The sequence below is a fragment of the Pseudomonas sp. HMSC076A11 genome (assembly GCF_001810205.1).
Classification (GTDB): Bacteria; Pseudomonadota; Gammaproteobacteria; order Pseudomonadales; family Pseudomonadaceae; genus Pseudomonas; species Pseudomonas aeruginosa.
In genome coordinates, this window is sequence record NZ_KV800303.1 from 128,675 (window position 1) to 152,645 (window position 23,971).

At 67.2% G+C, this 23,971-nt stretch carries 27 protein-coding genes and 1 tRNA gene; 9 read left to right on the forward strand and 19 right to left on the reverse strand.

Annotated elements, in window-relative coordinates; all coding sequences use genetic code 11:
• Nucleotides 1-3: 3 nt before the first annotated feature.
• From HMPREF2716_RS14310 to HMPREF2716_RS14340, 7 genes are all read right to left on the reverse strand, one after another.
• Complete coding sequence (locus HMPREF2716_RS14310; RefSeq protein WP_003105547.1) at nt 4-474, reverse strand: MarR family winged helix-turn-helix transcriptional regulator; 471 nt, start codon at nt 472-474, stop codon at nt 4-6.
• 403 nt (nt 475-877) lie between these two features.
• Complete coding sequence (locus tag HMPREF2716_RS14315) at nt 878-2,098, reverse strand: methyltransferase (protein WP_023103582.1); 1,221 nt, start codon at nt 2,096-2,098, stop codon at nt 878-880.
• A gap of 68 nt (nt 2,099-2,166) precedes the next feature.
• Nucleotides 2,167-2,859: an ABC transporter permease gene (locus tag HMPREF2716_RS14320; protein WP_003096163.1), complete on the reverse strand. Its 693-nt coding sequence runs from the start codon at nt 2,857-2,859 to the stop codon at nt 2,167-2,169.
• On the reverse strand, nt 2,856-3,551 hold the full coding sequence (locus HMPREF2716_RS14325) for an ABC transporter permease (RefSeq protein ID WP_003105543.1): 696 nt from the start codon (nt 3,549-3,551) through the stop codon (nt 2,856-2,858). Before HMPREF2716_RS14325 ends, HMPREF2716_RS14320 begins: the two co-directional genes overlap by 4 nt.
• 61 nt (nt 3,552-3,612) lie before the next feature.
• Entirely contained in the window at nt 3,613-4,365 is a 753-nt protein-coding gene (locus HMPREF2716_RS14330) for an ABC transporter substrate-binding protein (protein ID WP_003096156.1), read from the reverse strand.
• A gap of 14 nt (nt 4,366-4,379) precedes the next feature.
• Nucleotides 4,380-5,153: an ABC transporter ATP-binding protein gene (locus HMPREF2716_RS14335; RefSeq protein ID WP_003096153.1), complete on the reverse strand. Its 774-nt coding sequence runs from the start codon at nt 5,151-5,153 to the stop codon at nt 4,380-4,382.
• 248 nt (nt 5,154-5,401) lie between these two features.
• Complete coding sequence (locus HMPREF2716_RS14340) at nt 5,402-6,091, reverse strand: DUF502 domain-containing protein (RefSeq protein WP_003105540.1); 690 nt, start codon at nt 6,089-6,091, stop codon at nt 5,402-5,404.
• Nucleotides 6,092-6,249: 158 nt separating this feature from the next.
• Between HMPREF2716_RS14340 and HMPREF2716_RS14345 the strand changes: the two genes are divergently transcribed.
• Nucleotides 6,250-6,987: an SDR family NAD(P)-dependent oxidoreductase gene (locus HMPREF2716_RS14345; RefSeq protein WP_003096148.1), complete on the forward strand. Its 738-nt coding sequence runs from the start codon at nt 6,250-6,252 to the stop codon at nt 6,985-6,987.
• Nucleotides 6,988-7,043: 56 nt separating this feature from the next.
• On the opposite strand, the gene HMPREF2716_RS14350 is transcribed toward HMPREF2716_RS14345, so the two are convergent.
• The 8 genes from HMPREF2716_RS14350 to HMPREF2716_RS14385 form a co-directional block, all read right to left on the reverse strand.
• A tRNA-Phe gene (locus tag HMPREF2716_RS14350) sits at nt 7,044-7,119 on the reverse strand.
• Between the two features lie 113 nt (nt 7,120-7,232).
• Nucleotides 7,233-8,315 carry an oxidoreductase gene (locus HMPREF2716_RS14355; protein WP_003123651.1) on the reverse strand — a complete coding sequence of 361 codons (1,083 nt, stop codon included), beginning with the start codon at nt 8,313-8,315 and terminating at the stop codon, nt 7,233-7,235.
• A 27-nt stretch (nt 8,316-8,342) separates the two neighbouring features.
• A complete protein-coding gene (locus tag HMPREF2716_RS14360; RefSeq protein WP_003096100.1) occupies nt 8,343-8,615 on the reverse strand; it encodes an oxidative damage protection protein in 273 nt (90 codons plus the stop codon).
• 43 nt (nt 8,616-8,658) lie between these two features.
• Nucleotides 8,659-9,726 (reverse strand): A/G-specific adenine glycosylase, encoded by a 1,068-nt coding sequence (gene mutY / locus HMPREF2716_RS14365; protein WP_003096098.1) that lies wholly within the window; start codon nt 9,724-9,726, stop codon nt 8,659-8,661.
• Nucleotides 9,723-11,975: an AsmA family protein gene (locus HMPREF2716_RS14370; RefSeq protein ID WP_023518174.1), complete on the reverse strand. Its 2,253-nt coding sequence runs from the start codon at nt 11,973-11,975 to the stop codon at nt 9,723-9,725. Before HMPREF2716_RS14370 ends, mutY begins: the two co-directional genes overlap by 4 nt.
• Nucleotides 11,976-12,068: 93 nt before the next feature.
• Entirely contained in the window at nt 12,069-13,175 is a 1,107-nt protein-coding gene (locus HMPREF2716_RS14375; protein ID WP_003146479.1) for an NAD(P)/FAD-dependent oxidoreductase, read from the reverse strand.
• On the reverse strand, nt 13,172-13,408 hold the full coding sequence (locus tag HMPREF2716_RS14380; RefSeq protein ID WP_003112622.1) for a hypothetical protein: 237 nt from the start codon (nt 13,406-13,408) through the stop codon (nt 13,172-13,174). The genes HMPREF2716_RS14375 and HMPREF2716_RS14380 overlap by 4 nt, the downstream gene beginning before the upstream one ends.
• Nucleotides 13,409-13,444: 36 nt before the next feature.
• A complete protein-coding gene (locus tag HMPREF2716_RS14385; protein WP_003112623.1) occupies nt 13,445-13,843 on the reverse strand; it encodes an acetyl-CoA sensor PanZ family protein in 399 nt (132 codons plus the stop codon).
• 160 nt (nt 13,844-14,003) lie between these two features.
• Between HMPREF2716_RS14385 and hisB the strand changes: the two genes are divergently transcribed.
• The 8 genes from hisB to HMPREF2716_RS14425 all read left to right on the forward strand — a co-directional run bounded on the left by hisB (nt 14,004) and on the right by HMPREF2716_RS14425 (nt 19,732).
• The gene (hisB, locus tag HMPREF2716_RS14390; RefSeq protein ID WP_023518173.1) at nt 14,004-14,597 is read left to right on the forward strand and encodes an imidazoleglycerol-phosphate dehydratase HisB; all 594 of its coding nucleotides are present in this window, start codon (nt 14,004-14,006) and stop codon (nt 14,595-14,597) included.
• Entirely contained in the window at nt 14,597-15,235 is a 639-nt protein-coding gene (gene hisH / locus HMPREF2716_RS14395) for an imidazole glycerol phosphate synthase subunit HisH (protein WP_003096087.1), read from the forward strand. The genes hisB and hisH overlap by 1 nt, the downstream gene beginning before the upstream one ends.
• Nucleotides 15,236-15,238: 3 nt before the next feature.
• Nucleotides 15,239-15,499 (forward strand): DUF2164 domain-containing protein, encoded by a 261-nt coding sequence (locus HMPREF2716_RS14400; protein WP_003096084.1) that lies wholly within the window; start codon nt 15,239-15,241, stop codon nt 15,497-15,499.
• A 48-nt stretch (nt 15,500-15,547) separates the two neighbouring features.
• Nucleotides 15,548-16,285: a 1-(5-phosphoribosyl)-5-[(5-phosphoribosylamino)methylideneamino]imidazole-4-carboxamide isomerase gene (gene hisA, locus HMPREF2716_RS14405; RefSeq protein WP_003106336.1), complete on the forward strand. Its 738-nt coding sequence runs from the start codon at nt 15,548-15,550 to the stop codon at nt 16,283-16,285.
• A 10-nt stretch (nt 16,286-16,295) separates the two neighbouring features.
• Nucleotides 16,296-17,066, forward strand: a complete 771-nt coding sequence (gene hisF / locus HMPREF2716_RS14410) for an imidazole glycerol phosphate synthase subunit HisF (RefSeq protein ID WP_003106334.1) — start codon at nt 16,296-16,298, stop codon at nt 17,064-17,066.
• A gap of 171 nt (nt 17,067-17,237) precedes the next feature.
• Nucleotides 17,238-17,984, forward strand: coding sequence for a substrate-binding periplasmic protein (locus tag HMPREF2716_RS14415; protein WP_003106332.1), 747 nt, complete (start codon nt 17,238-17,240; stop codon nt 17,982-17,984).
• Between the two features lie 90 nt (nt 17,985-18,074).
• Nucleotides 18,075-18,827 carry a substrate-binding periplasmic protein gene (locus tag HMPREF2716_RS14420; protein WP_003106330.1) on the forward strand — a complete coding sequence of 251 codons (753 nt, stop codon included), beginning with the start codon at nt 18,075-18,077 and terminating at the stop codon, nt 18,825-18,827.
• Between the two features lie 149 nt (nt 18,828-18,976).
• The gene (locus tag HMPREF2716_RS14425) at nt 18,977-19,732 is read left to right on the forward strand and encodes a substrate-binding periplasmic protein (RefSeq protein WP_003096075.1); all 756 of its coding nucleotides are present in this window, start codon (nt 18,977-18,979) and stop codon (nt 19,730-19,732) included.
• Nucleotides 19,733-19,768: 36 nt separating this feature from the next.
• Here HMPREF2716_RS14425 and HMPREF2716_RS14430 read toward each other — a convergent pair whose 3' ends face one another.
• From HMPREF2716_RS14430 to HMPREF2716_RS14445, 4 genes are all read right to left on the reverse strand, one after another.
• Nucleotides 19,769-21,250 carry a hypothetical protein gene (locus HMPREF2716_RS14430; protein ID WP_003146476.1) on the reverse strand — a complete coding sequence of 494 codons (1,482 nt, stop codon included), beginning with the start codon at nt 21,248-21,250 and terminating at the stop codon, nt 19,769-19,771.
• A gap of 68 nt (nt 21,251-21,318) precedes the next feature.
• On the reverse strand, nt 21,319-22,092 hold the full coding sequence (locus tag HMPREF2716_RS14435; RefSeq protein WP_003096069.1) for a divergent polysaccharide deacetylase family protein: 774 nt from the start codon (nt 22,090-22,092) through the stop codon (nt 21,319-21,321).
• Nucleotides 22,092-23,402 carry a proteolytic complex protein CptA gene (gene cptA / locus HMPREF2716_RS14440; protein ID WP_003096067.1) on the reverse strand — a complete coding sequence of 437 codons (1,311 nt, stop codon included), beginning with the start codon at nt 23,400-23,402 and terminating at the stop codon, nt 22,092-22,094. Before cptA ends, HMPREF2716_RS14435 begins: the two co-directional genes overlap by 1 nt.
• Nucleotides 23,403-23,430: 28 nt before the next feature.
• Nucleotides 23,431-23,971 (reverse strand): murein hydrolase activator EnvC family protein (locus HMPREF2716_RS14445; protein WP_031628739.1); only part of this gene is annotated, 541 nt, incomplete at its 5' end.

Here is a 23,971-nt window from a genome sequence, read left to right on the forward strand (position 1 = left end):
GGATCAGGACTCCTGCAGGCTGGCCCGCGGGCAGCCGGCGTGTAGCAGAACCTTGGTCAGCAGATGGGTCAGCGTCTGCAATTCTTCCGTGCTCAGGCAGGCGACCAGCTCGTTCATCGCCGCCGAGGCGATCAGCGGAAGCTGCTCCTGGACCTTCCGTCCCGCTTCGCTGAGATCCAGGCGCAGGCAACGGCGGTCTTCGGGACAGCGGCCGCGCAGCAGCAGCCCTTTTTTCTCCAGGCGCGTCAGCATGCGAGTCATCGAGCCGCTGTCCACCGACAGCTCGCGACACAGTTCGACCGGACTGTTGGCACGGTTGAGACCGACGAAGATCAGCACCTTGAACTGGGCGGCGGTTATGTCCAGCGCGGCGAGGTGCTTCTCGAGGATGCGGTCCTTGGTCGCGGCACTGACGCCGATGAGCTGGCCAATGGAGCCCTTGAAGGGAAAGTCGGAGGCGCTGTAGTGACCCATGGTGGAGGGGATCGCTGTCTAGGCAGGGAAAGTGTTTCAAAATAATACTGCCTAGGCAGCGATTAACAAGAGCTCAACCGTTGCAATAAAAGAACAATCCGTTCCTTCGAACGTCATGCGATGCCGTTTTGCAACTATTGTCGGTGCTGAAGTCCACTTTCGGATTAACCGGAAAGCCAGGCTTATGCACAAGTGGGCAAGGGATAGGAAGGAAACGCTCTAAGAATCGCTGCGGTTATCTCGGTTGTTATCAAGATATTGTTTTATATGGATTTTATTTTTTCTGTTCATTTTTTGAACAGCATTGACCGCCCCTGGATACGGGCCCCTCGGCAGATGTTTCCCAGAACTTGTCACCAGACTTATCCACAGGTTGTGTGGGCAACCATCCGGAACACCCGTATCAGCTGCGCTCCGCAAGGATCAGCAGGTTTCGCGGAGACAGGGAGGTCGGACAGAACTCGCCCAGGCGGATGCTATAGCCCTGTTCGACCAGATACAGGCAGCGGTCCAGCAGCAGCCAGAGTTCCAGCGGGCGGCGGAACAGGGCGCGCACCAGTTCCAGGTTGCGAACCATCGCCAGGCGCTTCCAGCCGGCCGCTTCCAGCGCCTGCCAGTCGCGCGCGGCCGGTTCGGGAAGTCCCTTGAGGGCGGCGAGTTCGCGACAGTAGTCGGCGTATGGACGTTCCAGCCAGGCCACCGGAAGGGAAGGCACGCTGAGGTACTGGTCGATTCCGCGTAGCTCGCGCTGCAGCAGGTCGAAACCCAGGCGCCGGGCCATCGACTGGTCGCGCTGGCGACGGACCCGTTGGCTGGCGGTGACTGTCTCGCTCAGGGGCAGGCGCAGGTCGTCAAGCGATAGCGCGAGCAGCGATCGGCCTGCTGTTTGCGAGAGTGGCTGGTAGAAAGGCCCCGGAATGCGGTTGTAGCAGCATGGCGCCACCGCCAGTTGGCGACAGCCGGCCTGGCTGGCCAGGCGCAGCAGGCGCAGGTGCAGTTCGCCGCAAGCGTGCAGGGCCACTGGCGTATGCCCGGGAAGCAGGCGCTCGGCGCAGTCCGCGGCCAGCACATCCTGGCGGAGGTGGTGGGCGGAGAGCCCCAGGCGGTCGCTCAGGCGCTGTCCGTCGGCGACCAGCGCGGGATCGTGTTCGAGGCAGGTCAGCGGTTGCCCCGCATGGGCCAGCAGGCGGCCCAGATGGCCCTTGCCGGAGCACCAGTCGAGCCAGTGGACGACCGGCCGGGCGAACTGCAGGCGCCCGGCGAACAGGCCGATCTGCTGCCACTTGCGTCCCGGTACGTCGACGTTGAAGCGGTTCGGTGCCTGCGGGCGTTCCGCCAATGGCAGTTCGCCGACCGCGCCCAGCGCCGCGGCTTGGGCGGCGAGCTGCGGATAAGGCGCGGGCGCGGCCAGGCGGGTGGGCTGGTTGTGCTCCGCGTCGGCCTGTTCGAGGCTGCGCCCGCGCAGCCAGGACGCCAGCTCGGTGTGTTCGGCTTCCCACGCCAGGGTCGGTTCGCTGAACGGGCGGGGTCGCCAGAGCCGCTGGTGTTCGAGGAGGAACGCGTCCAGCGCGAGGAAGCGCTGCGACAGGGCGTCGCCAGTGAGGAACGGGAAGGTTTCGGACACGATGCAAGCGGCAGCGGGAAAACGGGGCGGCGATTATAGCCGCCCCGCAGGCATCGGAAAGCGCCCGCTCAGCGGCCCTGGGTGGCGTCGACCCGCAACCAGCGTTCGATCAGGCGGAAGATCCGCGTCAGCACGATGGTGATCACCAGGTACAGCGCGCCGGCCAGGCAGAAGAACAGCATCGATTCGTAGGTGCGGGCGATGATGGTCCGGGCCATGCCCATGATGTCGAACAGGGTCACGGTGTAGACCACCGCGCTGGCCTTGAGCATCAGGATCACTTCGTTGCTGTAGGCCGGCAGGCCGATGCGCACCGCGCGCGGCAGGATGATGTGCCAGAGCGCCTGGCGCCGCGACATGCCGAGGGCGCGGGCGGCCTCCACCTCGCCGACCGGCACCGAGTGGATCGCGCCGCGGAGGATCTCGGCGATATAGGCGGCGGTGTGCAGGGTCATGGTCAGCAGCGCGCACCAGTACGGATCGCGCAGGTAGGGCCAGAAGGCGCTCTTGCGCACTTCCTCGAACTGCGCCAGGCCGTAGTAGACGATGAACAGTTGCAGCAGCAGCGGCGTGCCGCGGAAGAAGAAGATGTAGGCGTACGGCACCGCGCGCACGTACCAGTGCCGCGAGGCGCGGGCGATGCCCAGCGGCAGGGCCAGGGCGAGCCCGGCGACCACCGCGATCGCCAGCAGCTCCAGGGTCAGCGCCGCGCCCTGGAGCATCTTCGGCATCCACTTGAGGATCAGCTCCCACTCGCTCATAGCTCGTTCCTCACGAAACCACGGCCGGCGCGACGTTCGAGGAAGTGCAGGGCGACCATGATGACGACCGTGAGGCTCAGGTAGATGGCGGCCGCGGTCATGTAGAAGGTGAAGGGTTCCTTGGTCGCGTTGGAGGCGACCTGCGCCTTGCGCATGATCTCGTCGAGGGTGATCAGCGACACCAGCGCGGTGTCCTTCAGCAGGATCAGGTACAGGTTGCCGAGGCCGGGCAGGGCGACCCGCCAGATCTGTGGCAGGACGATGCGCCAGAATATCCGTCCGGGCGACAGGCCGAGCGCCTGGCCGGCCTCGCGATGGCCGCGCGGAATGGACAACAGCGCGCCGCGGAACACCTCGGTGGCGTAGGCGCCGAAGCACAGGCCGAGGGCCAGGGTGCCGGCGGCGAACGGCGAGAGCGCCAGGTCCGGCTTGCCGAAAAGGTCGCCGAGGGCGTTCAGGCCGCTCACCGTGCCGAAATAGATCATCAGTACCCAGAGCGTTTCCGGCACGCCACGGACGATGGTGGTGTAGGTGCCGCCGAGGAAACGCAGGGCCGCGTACTTCGACGTCTTCGCGATGGCGCCGAGGAGGCCGAGCAACAGCCCCACGCAGACCGCCGCCAGCGACAGCTTGAGGGTCATCCAGGTACCGGCGAGCAGTTGCTCGCCGAACCCATGCAGGTCGAGAATCATGAGAAGTCAGGCCTGAAGGCGGCCACCGCCGGGACGCGCCCGGCGGTGGCCTGGCTTGGCATCAATAGATGCTGAAGGGGAAGTACTTGTCGTTGATCTTCTTGTAGGTACCGTCGGCGACGATTTCCTTCAGCGCGGCGTTGAGCTTCTCGCGCAGCGGGTCGCCCTTGCGCACGGCGATACCGATCTTGTCGTTGTCGAACACCGGTTCGCCCTTGAACTCGAACTCCTTGCCGGCGTCGCTCTTCAGCCAGTCGTACTGCACGAACTTGTCGGCCAGCACGCCGTCCAGGCGCCCCGAGGAGAGGTCGAGGTAGGCGTTCTCCTGGGTGTCGTAGAGCTTGATGGTGACCACGTCGGCCATGTTGTCTTCCAGCCAGGTGCCGGCGATGGTGGCGCGCTGGGCGCCGATCACCTTGCCCTTCAGGGAGTCCTTGTCGGTCTTGAAGTCGACGCTCTTCGGCGCGACGAACTGCAGCTTGTTGGTGTAGTAGGGATCGGTGAAGTCGACTGCCTGCTTGCGCTCGTCGGTGATCGACATGGACGCGACGATGAAGTCGAACTTCTTGGCGTTCAACGCCGGGATGATGCCGTCCCAGTCGGAGGTCACCACCTCGCACTCGGTCTTCATCTTGGCGCACAGCGCCTTGCCGATGTCGAGGTCGAAGCCGACCGCCTGGCCGCTGGCATCGATGCCGTTGAAGGGCGGGTAGGCGCCTTCGGTGCCGATGCGCAGCTTGTCGGCGGCGCTGGCGTCGAGGGCGAAGGCCAGGGTTGCAGCGGCGGCCAGCAGGATCTTCTTATAGTTCTTCATGCGGTGTTGCTCCGTTAGCGGTGGCTGGACATGAACTGTTTGCAGCGCGCCGACTGGGGGTTTTCGAAAACCTGTTGCGGCGTTCCCTGCTCTTCTACCAGGCCCTGGTGGAGGAATACCACCTCGCTGGAAACCTGGCGGGCGAAGCTCATTTCGTGGGTGACCAGCAGCATGGTCCGGCCCTCTTCGGCGAGCGCACGGATCACGTTAAGCACTTCCTGTACCATTTCCGGGTCGAGCGCCGAGGTGGGCTCGTCGAACAGGATCACCTTGGGTTGCATGGCCAGGGTCCGGGCGATGGCCGCGCGTTGCTGCTGGCCGCCGGAAAGTTGCGCGGGATAGCTGTGGCGCTTGTCGGCGATGCCGACCTTGGCCAGCAGGCCCTCGGCGATCTCGATCGCTTCGGCCTTGCTCTTGCCCAGTACGCGACGTGGCGCCTCGATCACGTTGTCGAGGATGCTCATGTGCGGCCACAGGTTGAAATTCTGGAAGACGAAACCGAGTTCGCTGCGCAGCCGGTTGATCTGCTGGCTGTCGGCGGCGACCAGGTCGCCGTTCTTGCTCTTCTTCAGGCGCAGCTCTTCGCCGGAGACCAGGATCTGGCCCTGGTGCGGGTTCTCCAGCAGGTTGATGCAGCGCAGGAAGGTGGATTTGCCCGAGCCGGACGATCCGAGGATGGAGATCACGTCGCCGTCGCGGGCGGTGAGGGAGATGCCCTTGAGCACTTCGAGGTCGCCGTAGCGCTTGTGCAGGTTACGGATTTCCAGTGCGGGGGTGGCCTCGGCCATGGATTTTCCTCTTGTTATTCGGATTGGAAGGGCCTTCCTGGCGAAGGCAAGCTAGCACAGCGCTTCAACCGGAGCCAAGCAGGCGGCGTGCCTCTGGAGCGGGGTTGGCGGCATCTTGTCGCATCGCTGCAGTGCGCTGTCGCGTAGGAACAAAACTGTCGGCTTTCGAAGAAAACTCCTGGCGAACCCTGACCTGAAGCAGAGCCTGGAGGTCGGTGCGCGCCCCGTTCCCGGGCATGCGGGACCGCCTATGGAGCCGCCGGCGGCTGCTCCGCGCGCGGCTCCGCCAGCACCTTGGCGGCGGCCAGCGGCGGCGGTGGGGTGATGCCCATCGACACATAGATGCTGGTGAAGGTGTCCATGCCGATCTGTGCCGGTTTCACCCATTCCACCGGAACGTAGAGCAGGCCGCCGCCCACCGGGATCGGCGCGGTCGGCACCAGGATCGCGTAGTGCGCGCGGCCGTCCAGTTCCACCGCTTCGGGGTTGGGCATCAGCGCCAGCACGGCGGCGCCGTCGCCGCCGAAGAAACACCACACCGGACTCATCGCGGCGATGTCGGCGTCCTGTTTCTTGTCCAGCAGGCCGACGAAACGGTCGGCCAGGTTGTACAGGTTGCCGATCAGCGGGGTGCGCCGCAGGGTCAGGTCGAACAGGTTGGCCAGCGGCCGCTTCAGGCCTAGCTGTACGCCGAGGCCAAGCAGGTAGATGGCTACCAGCAGTAGCGCGGTACCGAGCAGGTAGGCCAGTGGCGAATCGCCGGCGAGCGGCTGGCCAATGGCGGCGAAGCCGCGACCGATCAGGCTGGATGGACCGACGAAGCGGTTCAGCAAGCTGACCACCCAGGCCAGCAAGGCTAGGGTGAGTACCAGCGGCAGCATCACCAGCAGGCCGGCGAGCCAGGTGGTGAGCAGGGAGTTGAAGCTTTTCTTCAGCATCGATCGGGGGTCCGGACAAGGTCCGCCTAGTCTATCGGCACTGCCTGGCTCACGCTCGGCCGTTCGCCGGGATGGGCGAAAGATCCGCCGCGGCGATTCGTCATTCCTTGTAGGCTGTGCGAGTCGCGTTCATTCCAGCAGGCCTTCACGGAGGGCGTATGGCGGAGAGAAAGACCCTGTTGCTGACCGGGGCGAGCCGCGGTATCGGGCATGCCACGGTGAAGTACTTCAATGCCGCGGGTTGGCGGGTGTTCACCGCGTCGCGGCAGAGCTGGGCCAGCGAATGTCCCTGGGCGGACGGCGAGGAAAACCACATCCATCTGGACCTGGAGGACATTCCCGGCGTCGAGGCCAGCCTGGAGCTGATCCGCGAGAAGCTTGGCGACGGCCGGCTCCACGCGCTGGTGGACAATGCCGGCATCTCGCCCAAGGGCGAAGGCGGCGAGCGCCTCGGTGTGCTGGAAACCGACTACGCCACCTGGCTGCGGGTGTTCAACGTCAACCTGTTCTCCACCGCGCTGCTGGCGCGCGGACTGTTCGCCGAGCTGAAGGCGGCGCAGGGAACGGTGATCAACGTGACCTCCATCGCCGGCTCGAAGGTGCATCCGTTCGCCGGGGTGGCCTACGCCACTTCCAAGGCGGCGTTGTCCGCGCTGACCCGCGAGATGGCCCACGACTTCGGCCCGCATGGGGTGCGGGTGAACGCCATCGCGCCGGGGGAGATCGACACCTCGATCCTGTCGCCGGGCACCGAGGAGATCGTCGAGCGCAGCATCCCGCTGCACCGCCTCGGCCGGCCGGAGGAGATCGCTTCGCTGATCTACTTCCTCTGCACCAGCGGCGCATCCTACGTGAATGGCGCGGAAATCCACGTCAACGGCGGGCAGCACGTCTAGGCGAACGGCGGAAAGCAAAAAGGCCCACCCGGAGGTGAGCCTTTTCGTCGTATTCATGGTGCCCAGGGACGGAATCGAACCGCCGACACGGGGATTTTCAATCCCCTGCTCTACCAACTGAGCTACCTGGGCAACGGGGCGCAATTAAACGGGTTTAGCGCGGCAGTGTCAACACCGGCGAAGAAATTTTTTTTGTTTTTTAACGCCTTACGATCCCCTCGCGGTTTCCGCCGGACTGCCGGGCCTCAGTTCCAGGCCTGGCGTTCCTCGTCGCGCAGCTCCACCGGCAGGCTCCGGCCTTCCTCGGCGGAGCGTCGTGCCAACTCCAGCAGGGCCATCAGCGCGCAGGCCTGTTGCGCCGACACCGGGTTGCGCGACTGGCCGCGGATGGCGGCGGCCAGCGCCTGGTAGTAGCGGCTCTGGTCGCCTGCCGGGGTGACCAGCGACTGGCGCAGGCCCTGGCCATCGATGTGCTGCAGCAGGTCGGGATCGCGGCCCCAGCCGGCGGAACCGGGGTGCAGTCCCTGGAGCAGTTGCGCTTCCTGGATGTCGGCGCCGGCCTTGAGCAGGCTGCCGTGGTCGCCGTGCACATTGAAGCGTGGCGCCGGATTGGCGGCGAGCATGCTGGCGCGCAGCGCTACCTGGCAGTGCGGATAATCGAGCAGGACCTCGAACCAGTCGTCGGTCTGCGCCCCCTCGCGCAGCCGGCGCAGGTGTCCGTGCACACGCTGCGGTACGCCGAACAGGCACAGTGCCTGGTCGAGCAGGTGCGGGCCGAGGTCGAACCACAGCCCGGAGCCGGGCAGGTCGTGTTCGCGCCAGCGGTCGCGGACCTGCGGACGGAAGCGCTCGATGGCCGACTCGAAGTAGCGCACCGGGCCGATGCTGCCGGCCTGCAGGGCGGCCTCCACGGCGAGGAAGTCGCTGTCGAAGCGCCGGTTCTGGAACACCGAGAGGACCTGCCCAGGCCGTTCACGGGCGAGGTCGGCGAGGCGCCGGGCTTCGGCCAGGGTGACGGTGAACGGCTTGTCCACCACCACGTGCTTGCCGGCGCGCAAGGCCCGTTCGGCGAGGCTGGCGTGGGTGGCATTGGGCGAGGCGATGACCACCAGGTCGATGTCGGCGGCCTCGATGGCCTCATCCGGATCGGCGCTGACCCGGGCTTCGGGCAGGTCGGCGTGCACCCGCCCAGGGTCGCGGGAGACCACGTGCTCCAGGCACAACGCCGGTACCGCGCGGATCAGCGGGGCGTGGAAGGTCTTGCCGGCGAAGCCGTAGCCGATCAGCGCGGTGCGGATCGGAGGCAGGCCAGAGAGGGATGGGGTCATGGCGGCCTCCGTCGGGCGGGGTGGGGGTCAGGCGGATGGCGGCACGTAGCCGTCGGCCTTGGCGTAGTCCTCGCCGGAGAGGAACTTGTCCATCTCCTGCTGGAGGAACTTGCGGTCCTCGGCGTTCATCATGTTCAGGCGACGCTCGTTGATCAGCATGGTCTGGTGCTTCTGCCACTCGTCCCAGGCCTTGCGCGACACGTTGTTGTAGATGTCCTCGCCCTTCGCGCCAGGATACGGCGGGCGGTCGAGGCCGGGCAGCTCTTCGTGGTACTTGCGGCACATCACGGTGCGGCTCATGGTCGTTCTCCTGCAGTTGCCGCCGGACCCGCGGGCCCGGCATTCACGCGGTCGTGCCGCGTCCGAGTTCCTGTTCTGCGCGCTTGAGCAGCTTCTTCACCGGAGCGGCGAGGCCCAGGCGCGGCGGGGTGGCGAGGTTATACCAGAGCCAGTCGCCCTCGGCCACGGCGCGCGGAGCGCCTTCCACCGCCACCAGCCAGGGCTCGATGGCGAGCTGGAAATGACTGAAGGTATGGGTCAGGCCGCTCAGTTCGCGGCGCTCGCCGAGGGCCAGGGAATGGCGCGCGGCGAGCGGTTCGAGGCCGTCGAGGTCGTCCAGTTCGGGGAGGCTCCAGAGCCCGCCCCAGAGTCCGCTGGAAGGCCGCCGGTAGAGCAGTATGGCGCCGTCGCGGTTGGCCAGGATCGGCATCAGCGTGCGCTTCTGCGGCAACGCCTTGCGCGGCTTGGGCTGCGGATAATCGGCTTCGCGGCCGAGCAGGTGCGCGCGGCAGCCGGAGACCAGCGGGCAAAGCAGGCAACTGGGCTTGCTGCGCGTGCAGAGGGTGGCGCCGAGGTCCATCATCGCCTGGGTGTAGTGGTTGACCCGTGCGTGCGGGGTGAAGCGTTCGGCGGCTTCCCACAGCGCCCTGGCCACCTTCGGTTCGCCGGGATAGCCGTCCTGCGCCAGGTAGCGCGCCAGTACGCGCTTGACGTTGCCGTCGAGGATCGGTGCGCGCAGGCCCATCGACAGGCTGGCGATGGCTCCAGCGGTGGAGCGGCCGATGCCGGGCAGTTCGGCGAGTTGCTCGACGTCGCGGGGGAACTCCCCCGCATGCCGCTCGACCACGATCTGCGCGGTCTTGTGCAGGTTGCGCGCACGGCTGTAGTAGCCGAGCCCGGTCCACAGGTGCAGGACTTCGTCCTCGGCCGCCGCGGCCAGTGCCTCGACGTCGGGCAACGCTGCCATGAAACGGTCGAAGTAACCGAGCACGGTGCTGACCTGGGTCTGCTGCAGCATGATTTCCGAGACCCACACCCGGTAGGGGGTGATGCCCTGCTGCCAGGGCAGATCCTTGCGACCGTGACGGTCGTACCAGTCGAGGACCGCGCCGTTGAAGCCTTCAGGTGTCATTTGCGGTTGAACAGCCCTTTGAGTGCGTCTTTCAGCTCCGGACTGACCTTGTCGCCGAGCTTCTCTTCGAGTTTTTCGTTGAGGCGATTGCCGGCCAGTTTCGCGGCGACCTTGCCCATGCCTTCCTTGTCCAGGCGGCAGGCCTTGGCGCCGAGTTCCAGCGGGCCGCGGCAGAGCAGCGGCCATTCGATGCCGGCGTAGCGCTGGTTGACCTGGCAGGCCGGGTCCGGCATGTCGCTCTTGTCGCCCTGGATCTCCACGCCGATGCGATAGTCCATGCCCAGCACGCGCAGGTCGATATCGCCGTGGCCGCTGACCGCCAGGCCGGGAATGGCCACTTTCAGGTCAGGGTTGCTGGCCACGCCGTTGGTGAAGTTCAGGCTGCCCTTGAGCTCGCGGAAAGGCGTGTCCTTGCCGCCGTGAGTACCGGCAAGGGCCTTGCGGTTGAGGGTAGCGATGCCCTGGCAGAGCTGTTGCTCCAGGTTGGCGTCGGGCAGCACGCCGTTGATCAGGCTGAAGCGTGCGTTGCCGTTGAGATGGTCGATCCAGGATTTCTCGCTGTTGCCGCTGGTGCGGATGTCGGCGTCGAGGTCGAGCAGCCCCTTCACCGGCGGTTTCTTGCCCTGGGCTTCGAGCAGGCGCTCCACCGGCACGTTGGCGATGTGCTTGGTGGCGGTCAGCACGGCGCTGTCCTGGCGTACATCGAGGTTGGCCTTGGCGTTGAAGCGGCCGTTGTACAGCCCGCCGCGCATGTCGTCGAGGCTGATCACGCCGCCCTGGCCGCGCAGCTTCAGGCTGGCGTCGTCGATCGGCAGCTTCTCGACGGTCAGCCGGCCGAAGTTCAGCGCCACGTCCAGGTCGAGCTTGCGCAGGGTCGCGATGGGCAGCAGCGGCGCGTCGCTCCAGGCCTGCCTGGTCGGTTTTTCCGGTAGCGGCGTGTTGCCCTGGGCGGCACTGGCCACGGTGGCGTCGACTTCCGCCTTGCGCGTGGCGCTGGCGGCATCCTGGGCTTGCTTGGCCTTGGCCGGCAAGTAGCGGTCGAGGTCGAGCTTGTCGCCCTTGAGCTGGGCGCGCAGCGATTGCCTGGCGAAATCGGCGATGCCGAAGCGGCCGCTGAAGGCAGTGTCGTCCAGACCCAGCTTGAGGTCTTCGAGATTCAGGCTGTTGCGGCTGCCGGCCAGGCGGGTGTTCAGCTCGAACTTGCCGAGGGTGTTGGCATCGGCCATGGCCGGCAGGGTCACACCGATGCCGGCGAGGAACTCGCGCAGGTTCATCGGCGCGATCGACAGGCCGCCGCTGAACTTGGTGTCCTTGTCCAGCTCGCGGGCCTTCAGTTCGCCGAGGGCGCGCAACTGGTTGACGCTCAGCTTCAGGCCGTTCCACTCGGCGATCTGCGCCGACTGGTCGAGCAGCAACTGGCCCTGGGCGGAGAAGGTGGCGGTCTTGCCTTGCAGCGGCTCGCCCGAGGCTTCGCCGGAGAGCCTGGCGTCTTCCAGTTGGTAGCGCCTGAGCGCGGTGTCGAAGCGCAGGTTGCCGGTCAGCTCGGTCTTGACCCGTACCACCGGCTGGTTGGTGCCGAGGTAGGCGTTGAGCTTCAGCGGAATGCTGCTGCCTTCGCGAATGGCGCCGGTGCTCAGCTCGATGCCCTCGACGTTGTACTGCTTGCCGCTGGCTTCGTCGGTGTAGGTGACGCGGGCGTTGTTGACATTGAGGCTGTCGATGTCGAGCTTGATCGGGGTGCGCGGGCTGTCGTTCTGCGGCGCCTGCTCCGGTGCCTGCGCCTGGGCGCCCTTGCCGTCCGCTGCCGGCGGGGGCTCGGAAGGAGCGGCCGGGGCCTGGGGCTGGGCCGGCTTGCCGATGTTTTCCCAGTTGCCCTTGCCCTGCTTGTCGCGGACCAGGTCCAGGCTCAGGCCTTCGACGCGGATCGCGCTCATCTGCACGTCCTTGCGCAGCAGCGGCAGGACCCGCACCGACAGGCCGAGCATCTGCAGGTCGGCGAACGGCTTGGTCGGCGTGGCGGCGCTGGCGATGCTGGTGTCGTGCAGCTCCAGGCCCAGCCAGGGGAACAGGCTCCAGCCGATGTCGCCCTTCAGGTCCAGCTCCAGGTTGGCCTTGTCGCGGGCGATCTGGCGGATTTCGTCCTTGTAGTCATTGGGATCGAACAGGTGGGTCAGGGCGAAGCCCAGGGCCACGACGAGCAGTAAGAGTCCCAGGAAGAACAGCCCCAGGACCTTGCCGAATGCTTTCATGGACGAATCCTTTGTGCTGGCAGCGGTGAATGTGCGGGCGAGTATAACAACGCCGTTTTGCCAGGCCGACCCTGCGCGCGGCGAAACCTCGTCTCAGAGTGCGCGGGCGACCCGTTCGGCGAGCGCCAGGCTGGCGGTGAGGCCGGGCGACTCGATGCCGAACAGGTTGACCAGGCCGGGCAGGCCGTGTTCGGCAGGGGTTTGGATGATGAAGTCGGCGGCGGGTTCCCCCGGCCCGCCGAGCTTGGGCCGGATGCCGGCGTAGCCGGCGGCCAGGCGCCGAGGATCGATGCCGGGGAAGTAGCGCGAGATGGCCTGGGCGAAGGCGGGGCGGAGGGATTCGTCGACGCGGTAGTCGAGGTTGTCCACGTAATTCACGTCGGGACCGAAGCGCAACTGGCCGCCGAGGTCGAGGGTGGCGTGGATGCCGAGCCCGGCGGTGCGCGCCTCGGGCATCGGGTAGACCAGGTGGCGGAACGGCGAGCGGCCGCTGTAGGAGAAATAGCGCCCCTGGCACAGGTGCAGCGCCGGCACCAGGCGCGGATCGAGGCCTTCGGTGCGTTGCGCCAGCGCCTGGGCGAACAGGCCGCCGGCATTGACCACCCAGCCCGCGCGCAACCGGAACGCTTCGCCGACGCTCTGTCCTTCGGCGCGCCAGCCGCCGGCGTGGCGCTCCAGGCGGTCGACCCGGGTGTCCAGCGCCAGTTGTGCGCCGTGGCGTTCGGCGACGGCCTGCAGCGATTGCAGGTAGGCGTGGCTGTCGATGATTCCCGTGCTCGGCGAGAGCAGGGCGGCGACCCCGCGGACCTGGGGCTCCAGCGCGCGCAGCGTGGTGCCGTCCAGCGGCATCAGGTCGTCGACCCCGCAGGCGCGTGCGTTGGCCGCCAGGGCCTGGAGCTTCTCGCGCTCGTTTTCTTCCACCGCCACCAGCAGCTTGCCGATGCGCCGGTGGCCGACGCCGTGGCGGGCGCACCAGGCGTACAGGCGTTCGCGGCCTTCCAGGCAGAGATCGGCCTTGAGCGAGCCGGGCGGGTAGTAGAGGCCGGCGTGGATCACTTCGGAATTGCGACTGGAGGTGTGGCTACCGACCAGCCGTTCGCGCTCCGCCACCAGTACGCCGTGGCCGGCTTCGGCCAGGCGCGCAGCGCAGGCCAGGCCGAGGGCGCCGGCGCCGACTACCAGTACGTCGACGTCGTTCATGCGTCGCTGGCTGCGCGCTGCAGCACGGCGACGATCGCTGCCCGCGCCTGCGGGCTGTTCTTCCAGCAACTGGAGCCGGTCAGGGCCGCGCCCTGGGCGAGGATACTCGCGGCGTCGCAGTCGCGCAGCCGGACGAAGCTGTCAAGGCCCATCTGCTCCAGGCGTTGCAGCACGGTCGGGCCGACCCCCTTGAGGGCAAGCAGGGCGGCGCGTTCGGCGGAGGAAAAGGACATGGCGAAGCTCCGTGGCGGGGACCGCCACCGAGCATATCAGAGGCTGTCCAGCGGCAGCCCGTGGCGTGCCGCGAGGGCACGGGCCTCCAGGTGCCCGTCCGGGGCGACCAGGCGCAGCGGCTTGCCGGCTTCGGCAGCCAGGCGCCGGGCCTCGTCGAGGAGGCGTCGGCCGACCCCGCGGCCGCGGGTGATGCCGCGCACGCAAAGGTGCGACAGCTGCCAGGCGTCGTCGCCGCGCCGCAGCAGGGCGGCACCCAGCAGGCGGTCGTTGAAGCGCCCGGCGATCAGCTCGCCGGCGGCCAGCCCGGCCGCGACCAGCGCCGCGCCGTCGGCATGCGGGGCGAACAGCCAGTCCGGCGCGTCGGCGTAGATCTTCGCCAGGTCCAGGCGATCCTGGGCGCTGGGTTGGGCGAGGGTTTCGACGATCACGGGCATGCGGCTCTCCGCGGCGGGATGAAAGGAGCGCAGTGTAAGGCCTGGCCCGCCGCCCGTGGGGCGATTCGCGCCGACGGTCGCGGCTGGCAGCGCCAGCCCGGGCCTGCCTATAATGCTGGCCCTCTTATAATTACGTGCAGTGTTAGCTGTGGAGCTGGTGATGGCCGAACGCAAGGCATCCGTCGCGCGCGACACCCTGGAGACCCAGATCAAGGTCTCCATCGACCTGGATGGGACCGGCAAGGCCCGGTTCGATACCGGGGTTCCCTTCCTTGACCACATGATGGACCAGATCGCCCGCCACGGCCTGATCGACCTGGACATCGAGTGCAAGGGCGACCTGCATATCGACGATCACCACACCGTCGAGGACATCGGCATCACCCTCGGCCAGGCCTTCGCCAAGGCCATCGGCGACAAGAAGGGCATCCGCCGCTACGGCCACGCCTACGTGCCCCTCGACGAGGCGCTGTCGCGGGTGGTCATCGACTTCTCCGGGCGGCCCGGCCTGCAGATGCACGTTCCCTTTACCCGTGCCAGCGTCGGCGGCTTCGACGTCGACCTGTTCATGGAATTCTTCCAGGGCTTCGTCAACCACGCCCAGGTGACCCTGCACATCGACAACCTGCGCGGGCACAACACCCATCACCAGATCGAGACCGTGTTCAAGGCCTTCGGCCGCGCGCTGCGCATGGCCATCGAGCTGGACGAGCGGATGGTCGGGCAGATGCCGTCGACCAAAGGGTGCCTGTGATGCAGACGGTAGCCGTGATCGACTACGGCATGGGCAATCTGCACTCGGTGGCCAAGGCCCTTGAGCACGTCGGTGCCGGCCGGGTGCTGGTTAGCAGCGACGCGGCGGTGATCCGCGAGGCCGACCGGGTGGTGTTCCCCGGGGTTGGCGCGATCCGCGACTGCATGGCCGAGATCCGCCGCCTGGGCTTCGACGCCCTGGTCCGCGAGGTCAGCCAGGACCGCCCGTTCCTCGGCATCTGCGTCGGCATGCAGGCATTGCTGGAGCGCAGCGAGGAGAACGACGGGGTCGATTGCATCGGTCTGTTCCCCGGCCAGGTGCGCTTCTTCGGCAAGGACCTGCACGAAGCCGGCGAGCACCTGAAGGTGCCGCACATGGGCTGGAACCAGGTGAGCCAGGCGGTGGAGCACCCGTTGTGGCACGAGATTCCCGACCAGGCGCGCTTCTACTTCGTGCACAGCTATTACATCGAGGCCGGTAACCCGCGCCAGGTGGTGGGGCACGGGCACTACGGCGTCGATTTCGCCGCCGCGCTGGCCGAAGGCTCGCGTTTCGCCGTGCAGTTCCACCCGGAAAAGAGCCATACCCACGGCCTGCAACTGCTGCAGAACTTCGTGGCCTGGGACGGGCGCTGGTAGGCCATGGCCAGGGCGAAGAGCAAGACGCCGATCCTCCAGCTGGACGCCGCGCAGACCCAGGACGCGGTACTGGCGATCAAGCGCTTCATGGAGGACCGCTTCGAACTGGAGCTGGGTTCCTTCGAAGCCGAGGAACTGCTCGATTTCTTCGCCCGCGAGTTCGCCCCGTACTTCTACAACAAGGCCATCCTCGACGTGCAGTCGTACCTGAAGGAACGGTTCGAAAGCATCGAGAGCGATGTCTGGGCGCTGGAAAAGAGTTGAGTTTCCGCGCGCCTGTCCACCGAATACAGACTTGAACAGGGTTCACCGATGCTGATCATTCCCGCGATCGACTTGAAAGACGGCGCCTGCGTGCGTCTGCGCCAGGGCCTGATGGAAGACGCCACGGTCTTCTCCGACGATCCGGTGGCGATGGCCGCCAAATGGGTCGATGGCGGTTGCCGCCGCCTGCACCTGGTGGACCTGAACGGCGCTTTCGAAGGCAAGCCGGTCAACGGCGAGGTGGTCACCGCCATCGCCCGTCGCTACCCGGACCTGCCGATACAGATCGGCGGCGGCATCCGCTCGCTGGAAACCATCGAGCATTACGTTCGCGCCGGCGTCAGCTACGTCATCATCGGCACCAAGGCGGTCAAGCAGCCTGAGTTCGTCGGCGAGGCCTGCCGCGCCTTCCCGGGCAAGGTCATCGTCGGCCTGGATGCCAAGGACGGTTTCGTCGCCACCGACGGCTGGGCCGAGGTCAGCGAAGTCCAGGTGATCGACCTGGCTCGTCGCTTCGAGGCCGACGGGGTGTCCGCCATCGTCTACACGGATATTTCCAAGGACGGCATGATGCAGGGCTGCAACGTCGAGGCTACCGCCGCGCTGGCCAATGCCACGCGGATCCCGGTGATCGCCTCCGGCGGCATCCACAATCTCGGCGACATCCAGAAGCTGCTGGACGCCCGCACCCCGGGGATCATCGGCGCCATCACCGGCCGGGCGATCTACGAAGGCACCCTGGACGTGGCCGAAGCCCAGGCGCTGTGCGACAACTTCAAGGCCTGAGGCGAACCGCATGGCACTGGCAAAACGCATCATCCCCTGCCTCGACGTGGACAACGGCCGAGTGGTCAAGGGCGTCAAGTTCGAGAACATCCGCGACGCCGGCGACCCGGTCGAGATCGCTCGCCGCTACGACGAGCAGGGTGCCGACGAGATCACCTTCCTCGATATCACCGCCAGCGTCGACGGGCGCGACACCACCCTGCATACCGTCGAGCGCATGGCTAGCCAGGTGTTCATTCCGCTGACCGTGGGCGGCGGCGTACGCAGCGTGCAGGACATCCGCAACCTGTTGAATGCCGGCGCGGACAAGGTCTCGATCAACACCGCCGCGGTGTTCAACCCCGAGTTCGTCGGTGAGGCCGCCGACCGCTTCGGCTCGCAGTGCATCGTGGTCGCCATCGACGCGAAGAAGGTTTCCGCCCCGGGCGAGGCGCCGCGCTGGGAAATCTTCACCCATGGCGGGCGCAAGCCCACCGGGCTGGATGCCGTGCTCTGGGCGAAGAAGATGGAAGACCTGGGCGCTGGCGAGATTCTCCTGACCAGCATGGACCAGGACGGCGTGAAGAGCGGTTACGACCTGGGCGTGACCCGCGCCATCAGCGAGGCGGTGAACGTGCCGGTGATCGCTTCCGGCGGCGTCGGCAACCTGGAGCACCTGGCCGCCGGCATCCTCGAGGGCAAGGCCGACGCGGTGCTCGCGGCGAGCATCTTCCACTTCGGCGAGTACACCGTGCCGGAAGCCAAGGCCTACCTGGCCAGCCGCGGTATCGTGGTGCGCTGAGGCGCGTTGCGCCGCAGCGCACAGGGCCGGTGATCGGCTAGCCATTCCTGAGCGCGAGTCGACACTCGCGCGGCTTTCTTTCAGGTACAGTCACGCCCCCCGCATCAGGTGCCGCTAGAGCGCCGATGCCCTGCCATAACGACAAACATTGCGACCGACAGGGAGTCCTCCATGTCCATCTTCCGTCTGGCTCTCGGCTGCGTCGGCAGCCTGGCCCTGCTATGCGCTAGCGCCCTGGCGCGCGCCGAAACCCTGGTCCTGCTGACCGAGAACCTGGTGCCGTTCAACATGGCGGTGAACGGCGGCAACTACGCCAAGGACGATGGCATCAGCGGCATCAGCACCGATACCGTGCGCGCCGCCTGCGAGCGCGCGCAGATCGAGTGCCAGCTGATCCTGCGCTTCCCCTGGGACCGGGTCTACCAGCAGGCGCTGAGCGAGCCCGGCTATGGCGTGTTTTCCACCGCCCGTACGCCGGAGCGCGAGGACAAGTTCAAGTGGGTCGGCCCGCTGGCGGTCAACGACTGGGTACTGATGGCCCGCGGCGACAGCAGCATCCACCTGAACAGCCTGGAAGACGCCGCGCGCTACCGGATCGGCGGCTACAAGAACGACGCCATCAGCCAGCACCTGGTCGACCGCGGCCTGCAGGTGCAACTGGCGCTGCGCGACAACGAGAACGTCGACAAGCTGGCCAGTGGGCAGATCGATCTCTGGGTCACCGCCGATCCGAGCGGGCGCTACGTCGCCCAGCGCGAGGGCCTCAAGGAGGTGAAGGTGGTCCAGCGTTTCCATACCGCCGAGCTGTTCCTGGCGCTGAACAAGGACACCCCGGACGAGCTGGTGCAGAAGTTGCAAACGGCGGTCGACGCGCTGCGCAGCGAAGGCTTGTTGAAGCAGATCCGCGAGCGCTACTGACGCCTCGCCGGCGATGCTGGCAAAAGGCTGGCCTGGCGGCGCGGCGCTGGTTATTCTGCCTCGCTCCAGGCCCCTGACAGGATGACAACAATGCAAAGAAGCCTGCTCTTCGCGCTGCTCGCAACCCTGCTGCTGGTCGGCGGCGCGCGCGCCGAAACCGATCCCGACTACAGCATGGTCCTGCTCACGGAGAACTTCCCGCCGTACAACATGGCGATCAACGGCAAGAACTTCGCCCAGGAAGACAACATCGACGGCATCGCCGTGGATATCGTCCGCGAGATGTTCAAGCGCGCCGGCATCAAGTACAGCCTGACCCTGCGTTTCCCCTGGGACCGCATCTACAAGCTGGCGCTGGAGAAGCCCGGCTACGGGGTGTTCGTCACCGCCCGCCTGGCCGAGCGCGAGGACAAGTTCAAGTGGGTTGGTCCGATCGGCCCGGACGACTGGGTGCTGCTGGCCAAGGGCGACAGCCCGATCACCCTGGGCAGCCTGGACGAGGCGAAGAAATACCGGATCGGCGCCTACAAGGGCGATGCCATCGCCGAGTTCCTCGGCAAGAACGGTTTCGAGGCCGACCTGGCGCTACGCGACCAGGAAAACGCGCAGAAGCTGGTCAAGGGCCAGATCGACCTCTGGGCCAGCGGCGATCCCGCCGGGCGCTACCTGGCCAAGCAGGAAGGCGTGACCGGCCTGAAGACGGTGCTGCGCTTCAACAGCGACCAGCTGTACCTGGCGCTCAACCGCGAGACTCCCGACGAAGTGGTGCAGAAGCTCCAGGCAGCCCTGGACGGCATGCGCAAGGAAGGCTTCGTCGAGGACATCCTCAACAGCTATCTCTGATTCGCTCCGTCCGGCCAACAGGGGGCCGGGCGGGGAAACGCCTTTGCCGGCCCCGCCGGCAATGCCATGGAAGGCCGACGAGCCAGGTATTTCGTCCTGACGCAGGGATGCCGCTAGCCAATAACGATAACCAAGCGAGCGGTGTGACCATGCTGAAAGTCCTGATCCAGACCCTGATCCTGGGGGTGTTGCTGGGGGCCTCCGCGGCCCGTGCCGAATTGCCCGCCGACTACAAGGTGGTGCTGCTGACCGAGAACTTCCCGCCCTTCAACATGGCGGTGGACGACAAGAACTTCGCCCGCGACGACGGCATCGACGGCATCAGTGCCGACATCGTCCGGGAGATGTTCAGGCGCGCCGGCATCGGCTATTCCCTGAGCCTGCGCTTCCCCTGGGACCGCCTGTACCGGTTGACCCTGGACAAGCCCGGCTACGGGCTGTTCTCCATGACCTACACCCCCGAGCGGGTGCCGCAGTTCAAGTGGGTCGGCCCGCTGGCCGACACCAGTTGGGTGTTGCTGGCGCCGGCCGGCAGCAAGATCGCCGTGAAGAATCTCAAGGACGCCGCCCGCTACAAGCTCGGCGCCTACAAGAACGACGCGGTCAGCCAGCACCTGGAGGCCCAGGGCATCCCGGTGATCAACGCCCTGCGCGACCAGGAAAACGTGAAGAAGCTTACCGGCGGGCAGATCGACCTGTGGGCCACCACCGATCCGGTCGGCCGCTACCTGGCCAAGCAGGAAGGCGTGTCCGGCCTGCAGACGGTGCTGCGTTTCAACGAGGCCAAGCTTTACCTGGCGTTGAACAAGGACACTCCGGACGAGGTGGTGGAGCGCCTGCAAAAGGCCCTGGAGCAGATGCGCCAGGAAGGCTTCGTCGACGAAGCCGTCGCCAACTACCTCTGACTGGCGGGCGCCCCTCCGCCGGCGCGGCGAGGGGGCTCAGTCCAGGTCGTAGGCCTGGACGCCGAGGTCGCGGCTGTCGTACCAGTTGCCGCGGGCCCAGAACACCCGGTCGTGCGCCTCGTCGAAACCGAGCACGCCGAGGTAGCCGGCGATGTCCAGGCGGCGCCAGGATGAGCCCCAGTCGTCCGAGTAGTACACCGCGTTGGCGGAGACGCTCGCCGGCTCTTCGTCGGGATACAGCCACAGCGGCACTTCGTAGTGGCTCATGGTGTTGGCCAGCAGCACATTCCTGCCCATGTAGAACTCGCGCAGCCCGGAACTGGACGGCAGGGGCCAGAACGGGCTGGGCAGCTTGCCGGTGATCTTCCATTCGAGCGCGTCGCGATCGAGCTCGGCGATCAGCGAGCGCGATTCGTCGGGGTGGTCGAGCACTGCGATCACCCGACCGTCCATGTTCTGTTCCAGGCGCTCGACGGCCACGCCGTCGGTGCGCCGGATCGCGCCCATCTGCCAGCGTCCGCCCTCGCGGCGCAGTTCGGCCTGGGTGGTGACCAATATCGAGCTGGTCAGGTAGCGCCCCTCGGGTGGGCCATAGCGGAAGGTCTGGCTTACCCAGATCGCGGCGCGCTCCGCGTCCAGTTGGGCGACGTGTGCCTTGATCTGCCCGTGCTTGCCGTTGTAGTCGCCCCAGCTGACGCCGTTCGGCGCCAACTCGCGGGCGTAGGCGAGGTCGACCAGCAGCGGCGCGGAGGTGGCGATCGACTCGACACTGGCGCCGCGGTCGGGCGAATAGAACAGCCCGCTCGGCTGGCCGGGTTCCTGGCCGCCATCGGCACCGCCGTATTCGAAATCACCCCAGACCCAGACTTCGTCCTTGCCGTGGAAGCTCGGTGCGAGAGCCCAGCCCAGTCGATTCGCCTCGGCCATGAAGCCTTCCTCGAGCCGCCGCCAGCTCTTGCCCTGGTCGTCGCTGCGCAGCACCACTGTCTGCTCGCGCTGACCGTTGTCCTTGCCCGGGCGCCGCAGGCCGGTGAGCAGGAAGACGCTGGAACCGTCCGGCGTGACTTCCAGGCAGGCGGTCTCGCCGAGCCGCGCCACTTCGTGGAACACGCCGTCCGCGCCCAGGCGCGAGACATAGGTGGTTTCCGGATCGCCGCCGGATAGCAGCATGCCGTTGAGGAAGTTGAAGAGGTGGGGTTCGGACTCTTCTTCCCTGGGCTGGGCGGCCGCCACCAGGTCCAGGTCGATGACGCCCTCGGGCAGAGCCTGCTCGTCGCGGCCGACCTCGCGCCGGCCTACCAGCCAGGTGCCGGCGGGCGTCGCCCGCACGCCGGTGCAGAATTGCTCCATGGCGCGCTGGTCGATGTTCTCGACCTTGCCGACGGTGCTCTCGCCGGGGCTGGCGCCGCCTATCTCGAACTTGGCGCTGGTGAGGATCCAGATGAAACCGAGGGGAATCGCGCCTGCGACCAGCAGGGCGGCGGCGAGCAGGGGCATGGGAGGGGAAGGGCGGGCCATCGGTGCGTCCGTGCAGGAATGACGAGGACGTCACCTTAACCGCTGCCGCGACGCCGGTAAACCCGGCTTCAGTGCGGCGCCTGGCGTGGGTTGACGTTGCGGTTGCCGCGCTCGCCGATGAGCATCTGCGGCGGTACCAGCTCGATGCCCTGGGCGCGCAGCTTCGGCAGCTCCCGCGCCAGCACGTCGAGGGTGGCCTTGTGCGGGTGGCCGATGAGCAACGCCGAACCCTGCTTGCGGGCCAGGGCGACGCCGGCCTGCAGTTGTGCGGAGACCGCTTCCGGTGTGGCTTCGTTGTCGAGGAACACATCGCGCGAGACGCTCGCCAGGCCGATCCGCTGCGCCTCGCTGGCGGCCACGGTGGCGGCGCTGGTGCGGCTGTCGACCAGGTACAGGCCGCGACGCTGGAGTTCCTCGGCGAGCCAGGCCATCGCCGGGCGCACCGCGGTCATGCGGCTGCCCTCGTGGTTGTTCAGGCCTTGCACGAACGGCACCTTGGCCAGCGCCGCGTCCAGCCGCCGCGCACGCTCTTCCTGGGTCAGCTCCGGCCGCCAGGCGTAGGGACCGCCGGCCGGGTCCATCGGCATGTGCAGGATCACCGTGCGCCCGCGCTGGTGCGCCTCGCGGGCCAGTTCGGCGGCATGCGGGGTTTCCGGGATGATCGCCAGGGTTACGCCGGGGGGCAGGTCGAGAACCCGGCGGTCGCGTGCCAGGTTCTGCCCGAGGTCATCGATGACCACGGTCAGCAGCGGCGGGCGCTGGTAGGGGACGGGGTCCTGGCGGGCCTGGGCCTGGTTGAACAGCAGGCACAGGCCCAGCAGGGCAACGCGGAACGCCGACATCAGTTGCCGCGGGTGACGCTCAGGCCTTTCAGCAGGCTAAGGGCCTGGCTGAGCTGGTAGTCGGAATCCTGCGGGCGCTCGCTCGGCGCGGCACGCTTGCCGGTGGGGCGGTCGGCGCCGCCGTTGCCGTTGGCCAGGTGGCCCTGCAGGTCGGCTTCCTTGAAGCCCTCGAAGCTGCTCCGCTCCTGGGTCACCTTGGCGCGTCCGACCTCGATGTCCGGAACGATGCCCTGGGCCTGGATGGAGCGCCCGTTGGGGGTGTAGTAGAGCGCGGTGGTGAGCTTCAGGGCGCGGTCGTTGTTCAGCGGCAGCACGGTCTGCACCGAGCCCTTGCCGAAGCTGTCGGTGCCCATCAGGATCGCGCGCTTCTGGTCCTGCAGGGCACCGGCGACGATTTCCGCCGCCGAGGCGCTGCCACCGTTGATCAGCACCACCAGCGGAACCTTGTCGCTGGGATCGGCCGGGTCGGCGCTGAAGCGCAGCTCGGAGTTGGCGATGCGGCCCTTGGTGTAGACGATCAGGCCCTTGGTGAGGAAGGCGTCGGCTACCTCGACGGCGGACTGCAGCACGCCGCCGGGGTTGTTGCGCAGGTCCAGGACCAGGCCCTTGAGACGGCCCTTGTTGTCCTTGCGCAGCTGGTTCAGCGCCTTGACCACTTCCTCGCCGGTGTTGACCTGGAACTGGGTGATGCGCAGGTAGGCGTAGCCGGGTTCGAGGACCTGGCTCTTGACACTCTTGACCTTGATGATGGCGCGCTTGAGTTCGACGTCGAACGGTCTGCCGCCATCGCGGACGATGGTCAGGGTGATCGGGGAGCCGGCCTTGCCGCGCATGCTGTCGACCGCTTCGGTCATCGACTGGCCCTTGGTCGGCTTGCCGTCGATCTGCACGATCAGGTCGCCGGGCTGGATGCCGGCGCGGGCCGCGGGGGTGTCGTCGATCGGCGAGACCACCTTGATGAAGCCGTCTTCGCTGCCGACCTCGATGCCCAGGCCGCCGAACTCGCCGCTGGTGCTTTCCTGCAGCTCGGCGAAGTCCTCCGGGCCGAGGTAGGCGGAGTGCGGGTCGAGGTTGCTGAGCATGCCCTTGATGGCGTTCTCCAGCAGGGTCTTGTCGTCCACTGGCTCGACATAGGCGGCCTTCACCCGGTCGAGAACCTCGGCGAAGGTACGCAGCTCGTCGAGGGGCAGCGGGGCACTGCTACCGTTGGCCAGTGGCGCGGCGTCGGCCGGGGCGTCGGCAGCCTGGGCCGCGCCCGCGCCGAGCAGCAGGGCCAGCGCCAGGGTGGTGGGACGGAAGCAATGCAGCATGTTCAGCTCCTAATCACGAGTTCGGCGCCTATCCCTGTGCGCGGCACCAGGTAGTAGGGTCCGCCGGGCGGCCCTGATGGCGAATGGCGAAGTACACGGCCGGGCTACTCTGGCCGCCGCTGGTTCCAACGGTGGCGATCGGGTCTCCGGCCTTCACGGTGTCGCCGGCGTCTTTCAGCAGGCTTTGATTATGGCCATAAAGGCTGAGGTAGCCGCCACCGTGGTCGAGGATGACCAACAGGCCGGCTCCGCGCAACCAGTCGGCGAATACCACGCGTCCGCCGTGCACCGCGCGGACGGTGCTGCCGGCGCTCGCCGAAATCAGTACGCCGTCCCATTTCGCCCGCGGATCGTCGCCGCGCTGGCTGCCGAAGCGCGCCACGACGCGGCCATTCACCGGCCACGGCAGCTTGCCGCGGGCCGAGCCGAACGCGCCGCCGTAGACCGCGCCAGTGCTTGAGACCAGCGGGCCCGGCGCAGGTTCGCGCGGCGGGCTGGTGACTCGTCCGGGGGCGGCCTGCTGCTGGCGCGCACGCTCGCGTTCGGCGGCCAGCGCGCGCTGGCGCTCC